This window comes from Salibacter halophilus, from assembly GCF_008806325.1.
Taxonomy (GTDB): domain Bacteria; phylum Bacteroidota; class Bacteroidia; order Flavobacteriales_G; family Salibacteraceae; genus Salibacter; species Salibacter halophilus.
Window position 1 is genome coordinate 427,497 of the sequence record NZ_WACR01000001.1, and the last position, 22,741, is coordinate 450,237.

The following is a 22,741-nucleotide window of genomic DNA, read 5'->3' on the forward strand; positions in this document are numbered from 1 at the left end:
TTCTTATTCTCCAGTAACGATTGTCTCATAAGTTTGGATAATACCAAGAATATCACCTTGCTTAATATCAACAGTTGAAATCTTAGAAATTCCACCGTTTTTGGCAGCAGTTTGAATACTTGCATCCTGGTTGAAGAACAATACATGAAGGAAGCCTGTTGCTTTTGCAGTACCTACTTTGTCGCCAACTGGGTTGCTAGTAGCATCAACTGGCAAAGTAAGTGAACAACTTGACATGAATCCTACAACTGCAACTATAGCAGCTAAAGCTTTGATTTTTCTAAGCATAATAATTAAAATTTAGAGTTAACATTAATGATTGGTCTCAAAAATAAAATAAAAAACGAGTTACAAGAAATATCAGGATATTTTTATGGTAGAATATTTAGTAATCTTTTTTCATTCTTAATTAAGAATTATTGAAGCTGTTAAGAAATCCTGCCCCAGTTAGGTCTTTCTTTTTGAACTTTAGCATAGCCTTTGGCTACATTGCTATTTTGGGGCAGTTCGAGTTTAGGATCTTCTTTCAGAACCTGTATAGCAGCATGGCGTGCCAGTTGTAGTAACTTACCGTCCTTAGCCAGGTCGGCAATTTGGAGGTTGAGAACTCCACTCTGTTGTGTGCCCATTATATCGCCCGGACCTCTTAATTCTAGATCAACTTCAGCTACTTCGAATCCATCCTGGGTTCTGACCATTGTTTCCATTCTTTTACGCGCCTCTGCTGATAGTTTATTACCGGTCATTAAAACGCAATACGATTGCTCGGCTCCGCGACCTACTCGTCCCCTGAGCTGGTGAAGTTGAGACAGTCCAAATCGTTCAGCACTTTCGATAACCATGACACTGGCGTTTGGAACATTCACACCTACTTCAATGACTGTTGTTGCAACCATAATTTGGGTGTTCCCATCAACGAATTGTTGCATCTCGTAATCCTTATCCTCGGCTTTCATTTTTCCGTGAACAATTGAGATGCGATAATCAGGCGGTGGAAAGGCTCTTGAAATTGCCTCGTAACCATCCATGAGATCTTTGTAATCCATCTTGGCAGATTCCTCAATTAATGGGTAAACGATGTATACCTGCCTTCCCTTTTCGATCTCTTTTTTTAGGAATCCAAATACTTCAAGGCGGTGTTGATCGCGCTTGTGAATAGTTTCGATGGGCTTTCTTCCCGGAGGCAATTCATCAATAACTGAAACGCTCAAATCTCCGTAAAGCGTCATCGCCAATGTTCTTGGGATTGGCGTTGCAGACATAACGAGAACATGAGGTGGTCTGGTGTTTTTTCGCCACATCTTTGACCGTTGAGCAACTCCAAAGCGATGTTGTTCATCGATCACAACTATACCCAAATTTGCAAACCTTACGGATTCCTGTAACAGGGCGTGTGTTCCGACCAAAATATTGGTTTCTCCCTTTTCTAGCTGTTCGTGAATGGGTTTTCGGTCAGATTTTTTAATCGACCCGGTAAGTAAATCGACATTTATACCTGTTCCTTCGAGTTGTTCTTTTAATGTAACGTAATGCTGGTTGGCTAAAATCTCAGTAGGAGCAATCATCGCGCACTGATAACCATTATCTATGGCAATGAGCATTGTGAGTAGCGCGACCATGGTTTTACCACTTCCCACATCGCCCTGTAACAACCTGTTCATTTGTTCTCCGGTTCCCAAATCACGTCTCAACTCTTTCATGACGCGCTTTTGTGCTCTGGTTAGCTCAAATGGTAAATGGTTCTGATAAAAATTGTTGAAGTTCTCTCCTACTCTCTCAAATACAAACCCTTTATACTTTTCCTGCCTGTTGAGTTTGCTTCTCAATATTTGCATTTGAACGAAGAATAGCTCTTCAAACTTGAGCCGATAGCGCGCCATTTGCAAACTCCTTGAGTCTGGTGGTTGGTGAACAATATGGTAAGCTTTTGTTTTGTCGATTAGCTTGTAATGCTCCATTAGCTCTTTACTCATGGTTTCTTCAAACCTGATTTCACCTGAATCGAGCACTGTTTTTATCAACTTTGCCAACCCTTTAGAATGAAGCCCAACTCCAGTCAATTTCTCCGTTGTGGAATAAACTGGTTCTAAGCTGGCTTTTTTTCTTGCGTTTGCTTTCGATAGTGGCTCTAGCTCGGGATGAGCAAAATTGATTTTCCCCTTGAAAATTGAGGGTTTTCCAAAAAGAACGTAATCAACTCCTTCTTTCAGATTCTTTTTCACCCACTGAACTCCTTTGAACCAAACGAGCTCAACAGTCCCTGTTTCGTCAACCAACTTTGCTGATAATCTTCTCTGCCTTGGCTTTCCAAATTCCTGAATATGCCTCAACTTACCCACTATTTGAACGTTTGGCATATCGGGATGAAGCTGATTAACTTTATGGAATTGACTCCTGTCGTTGTATCTGAAGGGAAAAAGGTTTAAGAGATCTTCGCATGTTAGAACCCCGAGCTCACTCTGTAGTTTCTCACCTCGCTGCGGTCCTACACCTTTTACATATTCGATGGGAGTCGATAATTTCATGATTGACGAAGATAATGTGATTCCAAAAAATCTTTCATAAAAAAAGCCCTCCTTTTTGGAGGGCTTTAACTATGTGTTACCGCAAAGTGAATTAAGCCAACATCATTACCGGATTCTCGAGCATTGACTTGAATGTATTGAGGAACTCTGCTCCTTTTACACCATCAACTACTCTGTGATCACATGACAGTGTTACTTTCATGCGATTACCGGGAACTACCTGACCATCTTTTACGACTGGTTTTTCAACGATACCTCCAACAGCTAAAATACAAGAATCTGGCGGATTAATAATTGCCGTAAACTCCTCTATTCCAAACATTCCGAGGTTAGAAATTGTAAAGGTATTTCCTTCCCAATCTTCAGGTTGAAGTTTTTTGTCTTTTGCTCTTTGAGCGTACTCTTTAACTTCTGAAGAGATTTGGGTGAGTGTTTTCCCATTTGCGTGACGAACAACCGGCACTAGCAATCCTTCTTCAACTGCTACTGCAACACCCATGTGGACATGCTCATTGAAGCGTATTTTATCTTCTCTCCACGATGCATTGACGTAAGGGTGTTTCGTAAGTGCTATAGAAGCAGCCTTAATAACAAAGTCGTTAAATGAAACTTTACTTTCAGCTTGTTCATTTACAGCTTTTCTGGCTTTCATCACATTATCCATGTCTATCTCAACTGTGAGATAGAAGTGAGGAGCCGTAAATTTACTTTCAGAAAGGCGCTTTGCAATTGTTTTGCGCATTTGAGAAACATTCTGTTCGCTGTAACTCTCCTGTCCAATTGCTGCTGGTTGAGCTGCTGCCGAAGAAGGCTCGTAATTGTCGATATCTCGCTTCACGATTCTACCACCATCGCCAGATCCTTCTACATTTTCAAGGTTAATTCCCTTGTCCTCAGCTAGCTTTTTAGCGAGTGGAGATGCCTTGATTCTGCCTGATGAAGTGCGAGGTGTTTCTCTCTTGGCTGGTTTTTCTTCTTTAGTAGCAGTTGGTTTAGGCTCAGCTTTTTTCGTTTCTTCTTTTTGCTCTTCTTTTCCTGACCCTTTCTCTTCCTTCTTTTCTGCTTTATCGTCACTGTCAGAACCGGAATCAGCTTGTTTTTTCTCCTCTTCTTCGAGGATATCTGAAACGTCTTCACCCTCTTCACCGAGAATGGCCAATATTGAATCTACCGGAGCAGAATCTCCTTTTTCAACACCTATGTGTAGGAGAGTTCCTTCCTGGAAAGACTCAAATTCCATTGTGGCTTTATCGGTTTCAATTTCAGCGAGTAAATCTCCTGATTCTACCTGATCGCCAACACTTTTGTGCCATTCCGCAACAACACCCTCTTCCATGGTGTCGCTCAACTTGGGCATACGTACAACTTCAGCCATATGCTAAATTTTTTCTGTATTAATATTTATTGTCTCTGATGTAAGGATAATCTTCCTGCATGTAAACATCTTCGTAAAGCTCTTCTGGCTTTGGTGCAGGCGATTCTTCAGCAAATTTCACTGCTTCGTTCACAGTTTCTTTTACTCTGTCCTGTATTTCTTTGATCTGCTTTTCAGAAGCGTACTTTTTCTTCTCAATAATATCGAGAACAACGCTTACCGGATCTTTGCTTTTGTATTCTTCAACCTCTTCTTTACTGCGGTACTTTGCCGGATCTGACATTGAGTGACCTTTGTAACGATAGGTTCTAATTTCAAGAAGGTATGGCCCTTTACCGGAACGTGCATGTTCAGCTGCTTTTTCAATTGCATTGTGAACTTCTTCAACGCTCATTCCATCTACTGCCATTGCAGGCATATCGTAAGACTCACCTATTTCAGATAAATCTGTTACGTTTGAGGTACGCTCAACTGAAGTTCCCATTGCGTAATTGTTATTCTCGATGAGGAAAACAACTGGTAACTCCCACAACATTGCCATGTTGAAGGTTTCGTGAAGTGCACCTTGCCTAACAGCTCCATCACCCATCGAGCAAATGGTAACATTATCGGTTTCCTTGTACTTTTCTGCAAAAGCGATACCTGCTCCCAGTGGAATTTGGGCTCCAACTATACCGTGGCCTCCCATCAAGTTTTTCTCTTTGCTGAACATGTGCATGGAACCACCTTTACCTTTAACAAGGCCGGTAGTTTTACCGTACAGTTCTGCCATCATATATTTTGGATGGATTCCCATCGCGATTGGGTGAGCATGATCACGATAAGCTGTAATATGCTTATCTCCTTCTTTTGTAGCAGAAACTGCTCCTGCTACAACGGCTTCTTGTCCTATATATAAGTGACAGAATCCTCCAAATTTCTGCTGGACGTATAATTGTCCTGCCTTTTCTTCAGTCTTCCGCATGAGCAGCATGTCTTCATACCATTTCAGATACTGCTCTTTGGAGAATTTTGATTTCTTTTTTGTCGCCATATTAATTCACTTTGAGGAGTGGCAAATTTAGTTGCAGAATTCCCAATTGCCAAATAAACATTCACTTTGGATAAGATGTTGTGAATTCCCTAACATTTAATGATGAAAATCGAAGGAGAAGATAAGTGGTAAAAGATCTGTAGCTGACTGAAAACGAAAAACTTTCCCTGTTTCTCCGTAGAGGAATAGTTCAAATGGTTTTCCAAATTTACTTGTGTATTCTGCCATCACCTGCCTGCAATCTCCACAGGGTGAAACGGGTTCATCGAGTTTTTCGGTTGGACTTTTAGCTGAAATTGCCAATTTAACAAAAGGATCATTGGGATTTTGAGCTGCTGCTCCAAACATGGCCACTCGCTCTGCACACAATCCTGATGGAAAAGCTTTGTTTTCCTGATTGGCTCCATCTACTATTTTTCCTGACTCAAGTTCAATTGCTGCTCCAACCCGAAAGTTACTGTAAGGTGAATGACTCGCTTTTGTGTTATGAATAGCTCGCTCGATCAAACTACGATCATGAGCAGACAGTTCTTCAATACTGTCAAAAACTTCAAATTCGCAGTGTATTGATTTTTTGCTTTTTGCCATTACTGGTTGATAGGTGCCGGTTCGCCAGAGCTTTCTCCTCCACCATTATTGTTGAAGTTGAAAGTTAATGAAAAGCGCAATGTATTTTGAAGTGGTGAGTTTGTTATTGTTCGTTGTTCACCAACATAAAACGGAACAAGGTAGCTCATATCAATACCGATGGCATTGTATTTAAGCCCTAAACCAAAAGTAAGGAACTTGCGATTTCCTTTTAGTTCGTGTTCGGTGAAATAACCTAATCTGGCAGCAAAAAGTTTGTTGTACCAGTACTCGGCTCCTACTCCAAGATAAATTTCACGGAGTTCTTCTCTCAACACACTACCATCTTCTACTTCTGCTTTTCCATCAGGACCAGTTACGTATTCTCCATTTGAATCAGTGAATGGATTACCTGGTGCATCGTAGAATGATGTAAACATTGCGTTTGCCACACTTCGATCTGGTGACATCCCGGCTATCACTTCTCCATTGTCATAAATTGGTGGAGATGGAACGAGTAATTTATTCACATCAAAGTTTAATGAAACATCATTGTAATCATCGAGGTGTAATGTTATACGTGATCCTAACCTGAGGTTTGTGGGTAGAAAATCTTGCTCATCGAGGTTTGAGTATGAAATTTTGTTCCCGATGTTTGAAATTACTGCTCCAAATGCCAGTGTGGCATCTGTTCCGTTTAAATTGAGGTCATCGTTTTCGTAGTAGGCACTAATATCAGTTGCAGCTGCGAGTCCGGCCTTTGTTTGAGCAGATTGAACATCTGTTCCTCCTGTGAGGTTTGAATAGATGAATTTAAGGTTTATCCCTCCTGTCAATCGATCAGAGAGTACGCGTGAATAGCCTGCACCAATTGACCACTCATTGGGTCTGAATTGCTGAATATCATTCCCGAATTCATCAGTAAACTGAATATCACCGAGTGTGAAATAGCGAAATGATACGCCAATTGCGTTCATGTCATCTATTTTATAAAAACCGGTAAGGTGTGACAGGCTGATGTCAGAAACGAGGTTTCGCAACCAGGGTGTGTAGGAAACAGCCATTCCAAAGTTTTCTTCGTTTTTCACCATTTTGGCCGGATTCCAGTACATGGAATATACATCTGCACTTGTGGCTGCACCTGCATCGCCTAATGCTCCATGCCTGGAGTCAGGCGCGATTGTCATAAATGGTACGGCTGTCGTAATAGAGTTTACCTGTTCGGCTCCGGTTACTGTACCTACAGATTGCTGGTTCTGACCGTAATTCATTTGGCTTACTGCCAACGCGCCTATCAAAGCAACTGTTCCTCTTGCGATTAACTTCATTCTATCCAAAATTGAAATGGCAAATATAACGATAAGGTTGAGTTCTTATTTTATTCTAATTTAAAAGTACTAATTTCTCGAATTTGTTCACCGTTTTTCCGGTGGGAGCGGTAACTTTTACCTTATAAATATAAACTCCCTTTCCAATTTCATCTCCAAACTCATCGCGACCATCCCAGTATATGGGACCTGCGCGGTAGCTGTTAGACGCAAAAATAGCATCTAAAGTTTTCACGAGTTTTCCACTTACGGTGAAGACCTGAATGCGAACATCTAACTCTTGACCGGGGGCGTTGTGATCAAAGTAAAACGCTGTATTCGTTGTGAATGGATTGGGATAATTGAGTATGTGATCGATAGCCAACTCACTGTTATCTGCCACAATAAACTCTGTAAATGCTTTACCAGAATTGTTGTAAACATCCCAAACTTTCAAACTTAGGGTGTGCTTCCCTTCTTCTAATTTTTCAAATGGGTAAGTAATTGTTCCGCTTTGATATGAATCGAGGTCAGATTCATAATAATCGTTGAGCACTATTGCATTTGCTGTATTTTCATCGAGTATAGCTGTGATGTCATGACCAATTCCATTTCCAACAGTGTTGATTCCGTTTTCATCGAAAACTTTGGCAAATAAGTTAGGATTTTGGTCGGTCATGCCTCCTACTACAAAACTTTCATCATTCATCCACAAATTCACTTCAGGTCCTTTTTGGTCAGATCCGGCATTTTCAGATCTCCCGCCAATCACCATCTTTTCGTATGCTCCATTAGCATCGACTGAACCGTCATCAGCATAGTAGCTGATTTTCGCATTTCCAAAATCAAAGATGATGTCTTTTGGAACGACAAATGTGAATGAGAAATCTCCATTTTTTACAGTTGCCTTACCTTTAAATATGATGCTCTCCTGAGAATTGTATTTGAACACACCCTCATCGTCATTATCGAGTGTAGACACTTCCTGCGGCTGGTCGTAAACGGTAACCTGAACAACACCGTTAAAATCATCTACTTTTGCTCCAAATTCATCAGCTACCATTCCATCAATTGTCACTTTCTCCAACGCTTTTATCGTATCAGGTGCATTTGTGGTCATTACATTGTATTGCGGGTAAGCTAGTCTTATTGCCGGATCACCCAATAATGCGAAATTCCGGTAATTAACACCATTGTTATTGTTGATTAAACTTACATCTTTTGATAGCATAAGTAACTCTCCAAGTGTTGGAACTTTACCATCAACTGCTTCAAAAGCATAATCAGTAAATGTTTGAGATAACTCGTAGTTTGGAGATGAGTAAACGAGCCTTGTTGTCGTCATGAGGCCAATACCGCCCCCATCGGGATTTAACAACACGTATTCACCTGCACTCGTACGTTCAGGGTCATCATATCTACTGAATTCACAGGTTGCGGTCAAAAACAATGGCATATTGTTGCGATTCGTCCAATTGTTGACATCGTTTACTTTCAATACTCTTTCATGGGCCCAACCGGTTTCACCGCCATGGCCAACATAGCACATAAAGAGAGTTCCTCTCTTCATTGCATTATCGATTTCTTCATTTACATCGGGGTAGCTTTGACCACCGGCTGTTGCAACTTGTTTGTAGGCGTCAAACAGAATTTTATTGACGTTGTAATCTGGATAGTTCGTATCGATTTTCCTGGCCAGATTATTCGCCTGGCGCATATGTATTCTACCATCTTCATCATCTCCAATGAAAGTGACTGAGTTTCTCCAATCCCCAAACGTTGTTGGAATATTATGATAGCGAATGATTTTATTTACTACTCCTCTCGCTTGTGATAGACTACTTACTGGAAATCTACCAATTCCAATATCCAACGAACTCACGAGCTCATCACTTTCTGCATCATCGAGAAAACCGAAGTAGTCATCGCTGATAAATGAAGCGGTTGGTGTCATTGAGCGTAAACTCTGATAAGCAGGAACAAAATTCGTATTCCCTGAAATTCGTGACTTATAATCATAACTGGCATCGCCAAATAGTAATAAGTACTTTGGCATTTCAGCTTCATTGAGACCTGCTCTATCGTAAAACATTTTGACAAAATCTCTTATCGCTGTGAGGTCTTGAGCGCCTGATGAATACTCATTGTAAATCTGATTTGTGGTAACAACGTGGACAGATAAATTACTGTAGTCTCGGTGAAAATCAGCTAGTCTTTCAGCTTCATTGATAAACTTTGGATGACTCACGATCAAATATTCAGCAGCTGATAAACCGTGTAAATTCTGATTTTTAACTTTTCCTGAATAAGATGGTACCAATAGGTTGTTATCAGTAAAAGCTACGAATTCACTCAGTTCATTGCCGGCAGACTTAAAGCTGATTTGGTTCTGACTATTATTGACTGAAGGTTCCTGAGGTTCGAGCGGATTGGAAACATCCCAAATCTGCACATTATCTAAATCTCCTGTCAATCTATATTCTTCAATATTATTGGTATCGCTCTCGCTATTCCTGAATACGAGTTGGTCAGATCCTAATTCGAGCCTGCGTTTACCGATAAGCTCAATGTAATCGAGCCAACCTATATCCACTGAGTTCGCATTATTATACTGAACATTGATTGCCAAATTTGGTGACGAGGCCGAAAAAGTATTTTCATTGTCACCGTAATAAGCAAACCGATTAGCATAGCCGGCATTTACTCCATTGGAAAAATTAATCCCCAACACAGGATTTCCTCTATAGCTAAATGTGAATGAACTACTGCGCCCTATTGCCCTGCTCGCTACAGCTCCTCTTATTGTTACTGGTTTTGATGTAACGATGTTAGGCATCGTAAAGGGTATCGTGTATTCCCTCTTGACACTAAATTGCTCACCGAACCAGCGCTTCCCTGATTTGATGAGATTGCGCTGATCGATTTCGTGAATTTGGTGATCATCGAATTCATTTAACACAACATCTGGAGATCCCGTGATTGCATTTTGACTTCCAACTCTTTTTGGCTGTCCGATTTGATAATCTGTAGTAATAAAATAATAAGTAGTATCGGCATAGTAGTTTGTTTGGTGTCGATACGTTCCATTTTTATACTTCCATCTATTTTGGCTCTGACCGTAAAAAAGGATATAATCAGATTGATCAAACTGACCATTATTGTTTTGGTCGATGATCTTGATATTGTTTTCTTTTAAATCATCTAACCGTGGCTCACTGTTAAGTGTTGGTAGCATTCCGCCACCGTTTCCAAACAACCTTATTGAATTAGTTGATAGCCCACTTAAATCAATCCCCATTTGATCAAGCATGTTGTAACCAACTCTGTAAACACCATCTTTTGTAACACCTACTTTATACCAATCTCCTGATCTCAACACTGAACTTACCTTATACGATCTGGAAGCGCTTTTCCTGGTTGATTGTCCTTCCTGAAAGTCAAACTCTAATTTGAATGACGTAAGTTTCTCTAACCTGTTTGAAGTTGGATTTCTCCTAATAGGAACAAATGCGAATTTGGCAAAATTAGTTCTCCTCGATACCGATATATAAGTAGTGATATCGAGAACAGGTTTAATAGTAAGACCGTTTTCCTGAATTACCTGTTCTTCGGCTTTTGTTAAGGGCTCCCAACTTTGCTGAGTTAATTGAGCTTCTACATCGATTACGTTTGTTGGAGCTTTTTCAGAATAAGAATAAACCGGCAACAGGTTTTCAGTTTGGTCATAAATGGCTCCATCAAAGGATATGTAAGACTTTTCTTCACCGTTAAAATCACGAAAAGATTGAACTCCCGTCCAATTTATTTTGTGAATATTGCCAACGTGCTTACCTTTAGACCGTCTAAAATTCAAACTGCTTTGAGAATGAAGGTTTAACCCTGTTAAAAGCAGAGATATGATAAGCAAGAATAAGTTATTGATATTAAAAGAGAGCTTCATTCGTTATTGTTTACGTGATATTTCACAGATTTAGTTGAGTTTTACACCACAACGTTAACAATTTCCTTTTATTATTAATGTGGCAAATTGTTACAACAGACTGTAATCACCCCCAATAATAATGGAGGTTTAAAAAATTAATTCGTATAATTGCGATTGATGATCGAATAAACATGTTCAAAAGCCTTGGAAATAAGCTAACTGGTACGCTATTGGTCTCGGGACTACTCATCGCTTTAAGCGGAAACGCCCAGGACCCTCAGTTTACTCAATTTTACGCGAACCCTCTTTATTTGAATCCAGCGTTTGCCGGATCTAAAGAGTGCCCGCGCGTACACTTGAATTACAGAAATCAATGGCCCGCAATTCAGGGGCAATTTGTCTCTTACAGTGCTTCCTATGATCAGCATATTGATGCGATTTCTGGTGGTTTGGGCGGACTCGTTGTTGCCGATCAGGCAGGTAACGGAACGCTACAAACGATCAATGCATCTGCGATGTATGCTTACACATTACCTGTAAGTGAAAACTTCAGTATCAAAGCTGGTTTTCAAGCAACTTATTTTCAAAAGTCAATAAATTGGGATGATTTGAAATTTGGCGATATGATTGATCCGCGTTACGGATTCATCTACCAAACAAATGAAACTCCTGGCACAAATCAGGTTAATGGTGCAGACTTTAGCGCTGGCTTCCTCGGATATTCTAAATATGTATTTGCAGGAGTGTCAGTACACCACTTAACAGAACCTAGCGAATCTTTCTTCGAAAATGATAACGCTAAACTCTACCGTAAATTTACTGTTCATGCAGGTGGTAATATACCTTTAGAAGAAGGTTACGATAACCCTGCATCCATTTCGCCAAATATACTTTATCAACGTCAGGGTAATGCTCAACAGTTGATGTTTGGTCTTTACGGTAAAAAAGGACCTCTGGTAGCAGGTTTGTGGTACAGAAACAAAGATGCTTTTATCGCTCTTGTTGGTGTACAGGTTGAAAAATTCAAGTTTGGCTACAGCTATGACCTAACAACTTCAAGATTGACAAACGAACCCGGAGGCTCTCACGAAATCTCAATGGCAATTCAATTCAATTGCCCTCCTGAGAAAAGAAAATTCAGACCACTGAAATGTCCTGAATTTTAAATTCAACAAATAATATTATTTTTACGCTTTCGTTGAATCTTAAACTCAACAGCATGAAGAACGCATTAGGAATCTTTATCATCACAGCACTATTTGCTGTTTCCTGTAGCTATGAAAAGTCATCGATAACGGGTTGGAATTACAACGACCCTAAAAATGGTGATTTTCAAAAACTCCCATATGTAGAACAGGAAACTGGTCCGAACCTTGTCCTCATTGAAGGTGGTACATTTACAATGGGCCGAGTTACCGATGATGTGATGGGTAATTGGGATAACGTACCGAGAAGAGTTACGGTCTCATCTTTCTACATGGATGAAACTGAAATTTCGAACTTACACTGGTTAGAATACCTCTATTGGGTAAAGAGAGTATACGGTATGGATTACCCGGCCGTTTACGATGCTGCTCTTCCCGATACATTAGTATGGAGACGTAAGCTTGCTTACAATGAGCCTTACGTAGATTACTATTTGAGACACCCTGCTTACAGAGATTATCCTGTTGTTGGTGTTAGCTGGAAGCAGGCTAGTGAATTTTGTCTTTGGAGAACAGACCGTGTAAATGAGCAAATCCTAATTCGTGAAGGTCTTTACAATCACAATCCAAATCAAATTGCTGATGACAACTTCAATACTGATGCTTACTTAAATGGTCAGTATGAAGGTAGTAAACGAAAAGATGGAATTCCATGGGAAGGCCCAAACAGTCCTGGTTATAGACGTGTGAAAATGGAAGATGGAATTCTTCTTCCAGATTACCGCTTACCTACTGAGGCTGAATGGGAATTCGCAGCTTATGGATTGATCGGAAATACGCTAGGTGAAAATATCGTTGAAGAACGTCAATGGCCATGGAACGGACACTCAGTCCGTAATCCTCAACCTGAATACATGGGTGAAATGCTCGCTAACTTCATGAGAGGTAGAGGTGATAACATGGGTGTTGCTGGTAGTCTCAACGATAACGCAGATATCACTGCTCCAATTTATGCCTATTGGCCAAACGATTACGGCCTCTACAACATGGCTGGAAACGTATCTGAATGGGTAATGGATGTTTATCGTCCGCTATCTCATGAAGATGTAAATGAATTCCGCCCATTTAGAGGAAACGTTTTCAAGAAAATGAAACGTGATGAAGATGGTATCATCGCTCAAAAAGATAGTCTAGGTCGCATGCAAAAGGTTAAAGTTGAACCTGAAGATGCTGTAGACAGAAGAAACTACAGAAGAGCTGATAACATCAATTACGAAGATGGTGACTATCAATCTCAGTTAAATGAGGATGATGCATGGCAAAACTTCAAGAATCAAAAAGGTCAGGGACACACTGACGATGAAACTTACGGAATGTATGAGTTTGGTGCAGAAACCGGATCTTTAATCAGTGACCGATCAAGAGTTTACAAAGGTGGTTCATGGAGAGATCGTGCGTACTGGATGCATCCAGGTACAAGAAGATTCCTCGATGAAGAATACTCTACCGCATATATCGGATTTAGATGTGCGATGGACAGAATGGGTAGCCCTGAAGGTCTAGGTGGTGCATACTAAAAAATGATTTCAATAAATTTGAACCCCTGTACATTATCGTTCAGGGGTTTTTTTATGACTAATTATGGAGATTAAAGATTTACACAGCTTTTTTCTGGATTCGAGCGGAGTTTGCACGGATACAAGAAAAGTACAACTCAACTCAATTTTCTTCGCCTTAAAGGGCGATAATTTTAACGGGAATAAATTTGCTGATCAAGCAATTGAAAAGGGTTGCTCATGCGCTGTTGTGGATCAAAAATCAGTAATTGAAAACTCAAATCACGATCAGAACCAATTTATACTTGTTGATGATGTTCTCCTAACTCTTCAAAAACTAGCAAATCATCACCGCAATCACCTCAACACAAAAGTAATTGGACTGACAGGATCAAATGGCAAAACAACTACCAAAGAACTGTTGCAAGCAGTCCTGAGCAAAAAATTTAAAACTTTTGCAACTCCGGGTAACTTTAATAACCATATCGGTTTACCCTTAACAATACTTCAAACTCCACATGACACAGAACTCCTAATCCTTGAAATGGGTGATAATCAGCCAGGAGATATTGATGAATTATGTGAAATATCAGATCCTGATTGCGGTATCATCACAAACATCGGTAAGGATCATATTGAAGGATTTGGAAGCATGGAAGGTAATGTTAAATCTAAAAAAGAGTTATTTGATTACCTATCAAAAAGAGATAGAACTTGCTTCTACAATGGTGAAAATGAATACAGCAGTCAATTAATTGAAGGAATCTCAAATACGGCAGATTTCAGTGCTGAAAACTCCTTGAGCATAAAAGAGCAGAATCCGTTTATTTCTTACAAAAGCGAAGATGGAAACATTTATCAAAGCAAATTGATTGGAGCTTATAATATTGACAACATCAACTGTGCCTACAGAATAGGAAAGTTCTTTGGCGTTAGTGATGATAAGATCCATGAAGCTATTACCAGTTATACCCCATCTAACAATCGATCTCAATTTATTGAGACAAATGGTGGAAACCAGATTTTCCTTGACGCTTACAACGCCAACCCAACGAGCGTAGAAAAAGCACTTAAAAGCTTTAGTGAGATGCGATCTGACCGTGAAAAATGGGTTTTACTGGGAGATATGCTCGAACTAGGCTCTATCAGTAAAGACGAACACAGAAATATTTTATCCCTTTTGAAAGAGTTGAACTTTAAAAATGTTGTGCTTGTAGGTAATGCTTTTCACGAATTTGAAGACGAATTTTCATTTTCGTTTTTTGACAAAAAAGAAAAGGCGATGGAGTTTGCCCAAAATCAAAAACTGAAAAATGCATTGATCTTGCTAAAAGGTTCTCGCGGACTAAAAATGGAAGAATTCACTGATGTAATCCCCTAATAAACCTATCGTTAATTTGTCTTCAATAAAACAGAACCTTCTCCTCAGCTTTAACCTTCGTACTTGCTGGTTGGCTGGTTGGCTGGTTGGCTAAAACAAACACCAAACTCCCCAAACCTCCCAACTTCCAAATCTTAGTGAATCTTAGCCTTTGGCCCCAGCCAAAGCTTAGATGAACTTAAACCCTCGTGACGCAAGGAACGGGACTTAACCTAGACTCTAAACCAAAAAAAGCCCCTCAGCTTTCACTGAAGGGCTATCAAAATCTATATAAAAATTAGATTATTCAGCTAGCAAGCCTCGGCTGATTACGACTTTCTGAATTTCAGAAGTTCCTTCGTAAATCTGAGTAATTTTCGCATCACGCATTAAACGTTCAACATGGTACTCTTTTACAAAACCGTAACCACCGTGGATCTGAACAGCTTCTGTTGTTGCGTCCATCGCAGTTTTTGAAGCGTAAAGTTTCGCCATAGCACTGGCGTGACCAATTGGCTTACCTTCATCTTTCAATGAAGCTGCCTTTAAGCAAAGCAAGCGTGAAGCTTCAATTTCAGTCGCCATATCAGCGAGTTTGAAAGCGATCGCCTGGTGTTTGTGTATTTCTTTTCCAAACGCTTTGCGCTCTTTTGAATATGCTGTGGCCAATTCTAAAGCTCCGGCAGCTATACCGAGCGCTTGAGAAGCAATTCCGATTCTACCACCTTCAAGTGTTTTCATCGCGAATTTGAATCCGAAACCGTCTTCTCCAATTCTATTTTCTTTTGGGACCTTAACATCGTTGAAGATCAAAGTATGCGTATCGCTACTGCGAATTCCCATTTTATTTTCCTTTGCTCCAACAACAAAACCGTCCATGTCACGCTCTACGATAAACGCGTTGATTCCTTTGTGTCCTTTTTCAACATCAGTTTGAGCGATTACGAGATAAACGCTAGCACTTCCACCGTTTGTGATCCAGTTTTTAGTACCGTTTAGCACGTAGTGATCACCTTCATCGATTGCGGTTGTACGCTGTGATGTTGCATCAGATCCTGCTTCCGGTTCTGAAAGACAAAACGCTCCAATTTTCTCACCTTTAGCGAGCGGAACTAAATATTTTTGCTTTTGTTCCTCAGTTCCGAACTTCTCGAGTCCCCAGCAAACCAAAGAGTTGTTTACTGACATACATACCGATACAGAAGAATCAATTTTACTGATCTCCTCCATTGCCAACACATAGGAAACAGTATCCATTCCGCTTCCTCCGTACTTTGGGTCTGTCATCATTCCCATGAAACCCAATTCTGCCAGCTGCTTGATTTCTTCCTTCGCAAATTCCTGCTTTTCATCACGCTCGATAGCGCCCGGTTTCAGTACATTTTGCGCAAAATCACGCGCAGCTGCTTTCACTGCCTGTTGTTCTTCTGTTAATTGAAAATCCATTTTATTAAAATTTCGTCATTTTATGGGTTCGCGAATATAGTTTATCTGCCTTAATTTCGCTAACTTAACACCGTTATGATGGAAAACAATAAAACTCAACTTAATGTTTTAGGAGTGATGTCAGGAACTTCACTCGATGGACTGGATCTGGCTTTGGTGCAATTCAATGGATCTGACCACGAAGTACTTTTCACAAAATTTATATCCTACTCTAAGCAACAGCAAAACTGGCTCAAAAGCCTTTACGATGCTAAAGGTGACAGATTACAGCACGCACATTTAGAATATGGAAAGTTTTTGGGAGAAACGGTGAAAAAGCTCATCAAGGAAGAAAAACTGGATGTAGATTTAATTGCATCGCACGGACACACAATTTTTCATGAACCACGGAAAGGATTTACTTTTCAATTAGGCCAGGGGCAGGCAATTGCTCAGGAGGCTTCGGTCAGAACCGTGGCCGACTTCCGTACGCAGGACGTACTTCTTGGAGGTGAAGGAGCTCCGCTTGTGCCTATTGGTGATGAATTGCTCTACAAGAAATATGACGCTTGCTTAAACATGGGCGGAATTTCGAATATTTCATTCAATGACGGGAAAAAGAGAAGGGCCTTTGATATTTCACCCTGTAATTATCTCATCAACCGATTTGCAAGAGAACTCGGTCAGGATTACGATGAAAACGGAGACATAGCCAGGAACAACGAGCCTATTTCGGATCTGACCGATAGACTGAATTCACTGGAGATTTACAGAGACAAGTCTAATCCATCGTGGAGCACAGAATTGATAATGAGAGCTATTGAACCTCTTTTAATGCCTTTCATGACGCAGGAAGAAAAACTCATTTCTACATTTACGCATCATGCAGCGCAAAAAATTGCCGAAACTCTCAACTCGATCAAAAAAAACGGAGAGGTACTGCTCACTGGTGGCGGAACTTACAACAAATACCTCATCGAATTAATTAAAGAACAAACCGATTGGAAACTCGTAATCCCTGACAAAGAACTCATCGACTTCAAAGAAGCAATAGTTTTTGGCTTGATGGGGTATTTACGAGTAAATAATGAGATCAACGTTTATGCATCAGCAACAGGAGCCAAAAAAGACCACATTACGGGAGTTATTTATGATGAAGCATAAGAGCTGGTTTTGAGCTGTTTGATTAAATGCTAATCTTGCTAGTGTTTATGTAAACCATTAAGAAATTAAACTTCATTAAGATGCAGGTCGAGTTTTAAGGCCAAGTTCGAGGGTAAAATGCTCAAATTCTTACTATCCGTATTTTATTCTTACATTACATAAAATCTGAACTACATGGAAATCACTCAATCCTTGAGACGAGAATCTAATCCAGACTTACCCCACTAATCAAACAACGAGCTTTTTCGGCCTCGGAGACTGACGCGTAGAATTTCAGAAAAAGGAAGCGTACATTTTTGCTGTGCCTGAGCTCAGCCTTCGGATTTTTCCTAAAGAAAAATGCGCTAAAGGCGTTTGCGAGTTCAGTATAAATAGTGTTAGAAAAACTTAGTAGCTGATTTTTCAGCTACTTAGTGACTCTTACATCCACGCACTTGCTGCGGGACGATCGACTGCTAGAAATTCGAGCAAAGTCTCCGTCAGCCTTGATTTTTTCTATCTTTTTTATCAAGAAAAAAGATTAAATAAACTTCAAAAATGCTTTTCAAAGTTTACTATAGCTCCTAACCACAGCTAAAACATCAAGACTTCGGATTTATGAACCATTAAAAAAATAAGTTTCATTAAGATGCAGGTCGAGTTTTAAGGACAAAGTCGAGAGTAATAGTTGGTTAGCGATTGTCTTTTGCCAGTAACGCTGCGGACGCTGCGAAACCGCAGTGCTCGCTGCGTTATTCAGCAAAGCTAGCATCAATTCTTCTCCGCGCACGCAGCGATACTAGCAGAGCAAACATCAAAACTTAATGACCCTGAACTTCTAAATTGTTCAAAACCGTGAGCGACAGCGAACACGCTGCGACCTCCGCGTTATCTCAGCAGAGCTAACATCAAAACCTCGTTGCGTGCGCTGCGTTACAAACACCACCCCCCAACTCCAAACCCTTAACACCTTAAACATTAAGCAATCCTAAAACCACCATTAGAACTTCCCTCAACCTCAGCCTTAACCTCAACCTCCCAACTCATCACTCATAACCCATAACTCATAACTTCCTCACTCTCGACCTCGACCTTATCTCTAAACTTTAAACCATTAAACTCAAACAATAAACCCTAATTATTACATTTGCCAGCGAATTTGAAAGATTAACATCATTATAAATTTCTTGAAATGAAGGAACTACTCGACAAGTTCGAAAACAAAGATCCCGAAATCGTATTTGAATGGTCCGATTCTGAAACTGACGCAAAAGGCTGGGTTGTAATCAACTCACTGCGCGGTGGAGCTGCAGGTGGCGGTACACGTATGAGAAAAGGGCTCGATAAAAGAGAAGTTGAATCACTTGCCAAAACAATGGAAGTGAAATTTACCGTTTCCGGACCTCCAATTGGTGGTGCAAAATCAGGTATCAACTTCGATCCAAACGACCCTCGAAAAGAAGGTGTATTGAGAAGATGGTACAAAGCTGTTCGACCTCTACTAAAAAACTACTACGGAACAGGAGGAGATCTCAATGTTGACGAAATTCACGAAGTAATTCCTATGACTGAAGATGAGGGAATATGGCATCCTCAGGAAGGTGTTTTCATGGGGCACTACCAGCCTAATGAAGCACAAAAAATTAAAAAAATAAGCCAGTTGCGTAACGGAGTAATCAAAGTGATTGAAGACCCAAAATTCAGTCCTGATGTTGAACGCAAATTTGTTGTGGCTGATATGATTACCGGTTACGGAGTAGCAGAATCTGTTCGTCACTATTACAGCACCTATCACAACAATGACCTAAAAGGCAAAAAAGTAATTGTTCAGGGATGGGGTAATGTTGGAGCTGCAGGTGCTTACTACCTCGCTAAAGAAGGAGCCAAAATCGTTGGTATTATTGACCGCGTAGGCGGACTAATCAACAAAGACGGTTTTTCTTTCGAAGAAATTAAAGACCTCTTCCTCAAAAAAGACGGTAACAAACTCGTTGCCGATAACATGATGAGTTTTGACGAGGTAAATGAAAAGATTTGGTCTGTACCGGCTGATATTTTCATTCCTTGCGCAGCTTCCAGACTCATAACCCGTGATCAAATCGACCAAATGATCGAAAATGGAATGGAAGTCATTTCTTCAGGTGCGAATGTTCCATTTGCTGATTCTGAGATATTCTTTGGTCCGATCGCGGATTATACCGATAAACAAATTAGCGTTATTCCAGACTTCATCTCAAATTGCGGAATGGCACGTGTTTTTGGCTATTTAATGCAGGATGACGTTGCAATGACTGATGAAGCTATTTTCAGCGATACCTCGGTAACAATTGAAAAAGCTATTAAAGCAGCTCACTCAACGAATAGCGACACAAAAAATATCGCAAAAACAGCGTTTGAAATTGCGCTTAAAAAGTTAGTTTAGCGCCAAATTAAAAAATGCCCCCGGTAAGGAGCACACTTGTTAAACACTCAATTTTTTTGCCATGTATTTATTAATGGTTGTCATTTTTGTTTTTGGGTATCTTGGAATTGCCCTTGAACATAACATTAAAGTTGATAAAGCAGCATCTGCGCTTCTTACCGGGGTTCTTACCTGGACAATATTCGTTTTCGGAGCCAGTGATGTACTCAATGTTGATTACTCCTGGTCGATATCTGAATTCATTGCAAATTCGGGCGAATACGTAAAAGGACTTAAAAACTACGCTCTGGGACTTTCCGAATCATCAATCGGAGCTGATGAAAATGTAAAAAGTCTCACCAATCACTTCATTATCCACGAACTCGAGCACCATCTCATCGAGATTTCTGAGATTCTATTTTTCCTCATAGGTGCTATGACAATCGTAGAAGTCATTGATGTTCACGGTGGTTTTAGCGTTATAACAGACAGAATAAAAACGACTAAGAAGGTAAAACTCATTTGGATTTTGAGTATCCTGACCTTCTTCTTTTCAGCCGCGCTCGACAACCTCACTACAGCCATTGTAATGGCTGCACTACTGAAAAAACTCATTGCTGATAAAAAAGACCTTTGGCTTTTTGCCGGAGTTATTATCATCGCTGCTAACGCGGGGGGTGCATGGTCTCCGATTGGTGATGTAACTACTATTATGCTTTGGATTGGCGGTCAGATCACAGCCGGAAATATCATCGCAACGCTTATTCTTCCCTCTCTCGTAACTCTCCTTGTACCGCTTATCATACTTTCTTTTACGATGAAAGGGAACATTAGGCGGCCTGATGAAACCCGCGGAGTAGACAAGGATCTGACCACTACCGGGGAGAGAAACCTCGTTTTCATTTTAGGTGTAGCGTGTCTATTACAGGTTCCGGTTTTTAAAACCGTTACTCACATGCCTCCATTCATGGGTGTTTTGCTTGGTTTGGGAATATTATGGCTGGTTACAGAAATCCTTCACAAGAATAAATCGCACAAGGACAAAACTCAGTTATCAGTAGTGAATACATTGAGGAAAATTGACACTCCAAGTGTTTTATTCTTCCTCGGTATTCTGGTTGCTGTAGCCAGTTTGCAAAGTGCCGGTCACCTGATCGACCTTGCCGGAATTCTGGAATCCAGTGTTGGTAATCTTTATATTATCAATATCATAATTGGTCTACTATCTTCAATTGTGGATAACGTTCCACTCGTAGCTGCTGCAATGGGTATGTATGAAATAGGACCTGAAGTAGCCGGAATATCTTACCCTGTGGATCACGTATTTTGGGAATTCCTAGCATACTGTGCCGGAACAGGTGGAAGCTGTCTCATCATTGGTAGTGCTGCCGGAGTTGCCGTTATGGGTATCCTGAAAATCGACTTTGTTTGGTACCTCCGCAAAATCAGCCTCCTCGCATTAGTTGGCTACCTTGCCGGAGCAGGAGTATTCTACATCCTCGCACAAACGTTTTTCATTCATTGATAAAAGAGGCTCTCATCAGCATAACTTTAGTATTATAGTTAGTCGTTGACAATCAGATTACCGATAATGCTAATAAGCCATGAAGTAATTTTGTATTCTCCGTGAGCATTTTGTCTACTTCGCGACCTTAGTGATACCAGCAGAAATAACATCAAAACTTAACGACCCTGAACTTCTTAATGGTTTAAAAACAATGAGCGCCAGCGAACCTGCTGCGACCTCCGCGTTTTCAGCAGAGCTGACATCAAAAAAGCTCCGCGCTCGCTGCGTTGCTACTCTTTTAAACTCTAACCTCACCCAACTCATCACTCATAACCCATAATTCATAATTCCCAACCTCCAAACCTTAGTAAATCTTAGCCTTTGGCCCCAGCCAAAGCTTAGATGAACTTAGACCCTCGTGACGCAAGGAACGGGGCCCTTAACACCTTAACCATCAAGCAATCCCAATACATTATTAGAACTTCTCTCCTCCTAAACCTTAACCTCAGCCTCAACCTTGACCTCGACCTTAAACCTCACTATAAACTCAACACTCACCTAACTCCTAATCCATAACTCCAAACTATCAAACTCCCCAACACCAAACCCTTACACCTCAGCCTTGACCTCGACCTCCCAACTCATCATTCATCATTCAAAACTCATAATTCATAACACTCTCATTACTCTTTTCAACACCCCACTGTGATTTAATTTTCTCAACACACTAACCAGCTCCGCCAACCGTTCTTAAATTTGAGCCAAATATTGAGCGAAATGAATTTTATCATCAGTCAAATTTCAACCGGAGCAGACACAGCTTCTGCCGCAGCATCAGAAACAACAGAAGGTACCCTGAGCATTCTCGAACTCATCGCAGGTGGAGGATGGTACATAATGGGACCCCTCGGTATATTGTCTGTAATTGCTGTTTACATTTTCATTGAACGATTCAGAGCCATTAACCAGGTTGTGAAATCGAGCACCTCGTTCATGGAACAGGTTCGGACCAATGTTCTCAATGGAAATCTCGAAGAAGCAAAAGGAGCTTGTCGTAACGACAACTCTCCGTATTCGCGAATGATCGAAAAAGGAATTAACCGAATTGGAAAACCGATGCCAGATATTGCAATGGCAATTGAAAGTGAAGGAAAGCTCGAAGTAACAAAGCTGGAACAATCGCTTAGTACAGAAGCAACAATCGCTGGTGCTGCACCAATGATCGGGTTTCTAGGTACTGTAATCGGGATGATAAATACTTTCCACGAAATGTACTCTTCAGGAAACAGTGTTGAACTGGATCAATTATCTGGTGGTATTATGCAGGCGATGGTTACTACTGCAGCCGGACTCGTAATCGGGATTATCGCTTACCTGGCTTACAATATCCTCATTTCACGTTTGGATAAAGTAACTTTTAAAATGGACGAGCTCACAGTGAAATTCACTGATATGCTTCAAGAACCCGCTTAATT

Annotated in this window: 15 protein-coding genes; 7 read left to right on the forward strand and 8 right to left on the reverse strand. The window is 40.5% G+C overall.

Annotation, left to right across the window (positions count from 1 at the left end):
• Positions 1 to 3: 3 nt before the first annotated feature.
• The 7 genes from F3059_RS02065 to porU form a co-directional block, all read right to left on the reverse strand.
• Positions 4 to 288 (reverse strand): TRL-like family protein, encoded by a 285-nt coding sequence (locus F3059_RS02065; RefSeq protein ID WP_151166273.1) that lies wholly within the window; start codon positions 286 to 288, stop codon positions 4 to 6.
• Between the two features lie 140 nt (positions 289 to 428).
• A complete protein-coding gene (gene recG / locus F3059_RS02070) occupies positions 429 to 2,525 on the reverse strand; it encodes an ATP-dependent DNA helicase RecG (protein WP_151166274.1) in 2,097 nt (698 codons plus the stop codon).
• Positions 2,526 to 2,616: 91 nt separating this feature from the next.
• Positions 2,617 to 3,900 carry a pyruvate dehydrogenase complex dihydrolipoamide acetyltransferase gene (locus tag F3059_RS02075; RefSeq protein WP_151166275.1) on the reverse strand — a complete coding sequence of 428 codons (1,284 nt, stop codon included), beginning with the start codon at positions 3,898 to 3,900 and terminating at the stop codon, positions 2,617 to 2,619.
• 19 nt (positions 3,901 to 3,919) lie between these two features.
• Complete coding sequence (gene pdhA / locus F3059_RS02080) at positions 3,920 to 4,933, reverse strand: pyruvate dehydrogenase (acetyl-transferring) E1 component subunit alpha (RefSeq protein WP_151166276.1); 1,014 nt, start codon at positions 4,931 to 4,933, stop codon at positions 3,920 to 3,922.
• A 96-nt stretch (positions 4,934 to 5,029) separates the two neighbouring features.
• Positions 5,030 to 5,521 (reverse strand): cytidine deaminase, encoded by a 492-nt coding sequence (locus F3059_RS02085; protein ID WP_151166277.1) that lies wholly within the window; start codon positions 5,519 to 5,521, stop codon positions 5,030 to 5,032.
• A complete protein-coding gene (gene porV / locus F3059_RS02090; RefSeq protein ID WP_151166278.1) occupies positions 5,521 to 6,828 on the reverse strand; it encodes a type IX secretion system outer membrane channel protein PorV in 1,308 nt (435 codons plus the stop codon). The genes F3059_RS02085 and porV overlap by 1 nt, the downstream gene beginning before the upstream one ends.
• Before the next feature lie 55 nt (positions 6,829 to 6,883).
• On the reverse strand, positions 6,884 to 10,660 hold the full coding sequence (gene porU / locus F3059_RS02095; protein WP_170264987.1) for a type IX secretion system sortase PorU: 3,777 nt from the start codon (positions 10,658 to 10,660) through the stop codon (positions 6,884 to 6,886).
• A 260-nt stretch (positions 10,661 to 10,920) separates the two neighbouring features.
• Between porU and F3059_RS02100 the strand changes: the two genes are divergently transcribed.
• From F3059_RS02100 to F3059_RS02110, 3 genes are all read left to right on the forward strand, one after another.
• Positions 10,921 to 11,895, forward strand: coding sequence for a PorP/SprF family type IX secretion system membrane protein (locus F3059_RS02100; RefSeq protein WP_151166280.1), 975 nt, complete (start codon positions 10,921 to 10,923; stop codon positions 11,893 to 11,895).
• Positions 11,896 to 11,948: 53 nt separating this feature from the next.
• Complete coding sequence (gldJ, locus tag F3059_RS02105) at positions 11,949 to 13,451, forward strand: gliding motility lipoprotein GldJ (protein ID WP_151166281.1); 1,503 nt, start codon at positions 11,949 to 11,951, stop codon at positions 13,449 to 13,451.
• 64 nt (positions 13,452 to 13,515) lie between these two features.
• A complete protein-coding gene (locus tag F3059_RS02110) occupies positions 13,516 to 14,811 on the forward strand; it encodes a UDP-N-acetylmuramoyl-tripeptide--D-alanyl-D-alanine ligase (protein WP_151166282.1) in 1,296 nt (431 codons plus the stop codon).
• 282 nt (positions 14,812 to 15,093) lie between these two features.
• Here the strand turns inward: F3059_RS02110 and F3059_RS02115 are convergent, their stop codons facing one another.
• Complete coding sequence (locus F3059_RS02115) at positions 15,094 to 16,236, reverse strand: acyl-CoA dehydrogenase (protein WP_151166283.1); 1,143 nt, start codon at positions 16,234 to 16,236, stop codon at positions 15,094 to 15,096.
• 75 nt (positions 16,237 to 16,311) lie between these two features.
• Here F3059_RS02115 and F3059_RS02120 point away from each other — a divergent pair, with 75 nt between their 5' ends.
• The 4 genes from F3059_RS02120 (at position 16,312) to F3059_RS02135 (ending at position 22,739) form a co-directional block, all read left to right on the forward strand.
• Positions 16,312 to 17,379 (forward strand): anhydro-N-acetylmuramic acid kinase, encoded by a 1,068-nt coding sequence (locus F3059_RS02120; RefSeq protein WP_151166284.1) that lies wholly within the window; start codon positions 16,312 to 16,314, stop codon positions 17,377 to 17,379.
• A 1,171-nt stretch (positions 17,380 to 18,550) separates the two neighbouring features.
• Entirely contained in the window at positions 18,551 to 19,780 is a 1,230-nt protein-coding gene (locus F3059_RS02125; RefSeq protein WP_151166285.1) for a Glu/Leu/Phe/Val dehydrogenase dimerization domain-containing protein, read from the forward strand.
• Positions 19,781 to 19,841: 61 nt separating this feature from the next.
• Positions 19,842 to 21,284, forward strand: coding sequence for a sodium:proton antiporter NhaD (gene nhaD, locus F3059_RS02130; protein WP_151166286.1), 1,443 nt, complete (start codon positions 19,842 to 19,844; stop codon positions 21,282 to 21,284).
• A gap of 759 nt (positions 21,285 to 22,043) precedes the next feature.
• Positions 22,044 to 22,739, forward strand: a complete 696-nt coding sequence (locus F3059_RS02135; RefSeq protein WP_151166287.1) for a MotA/TolQ/ExbB proton channel family protein — start codon at positions 22,044 to 22,046, stop codon at positions 22,737 to 22,739.
• The last annotated feature ends 2 nt before the right edge of the window (positions 22,740 to 22,741 follow it).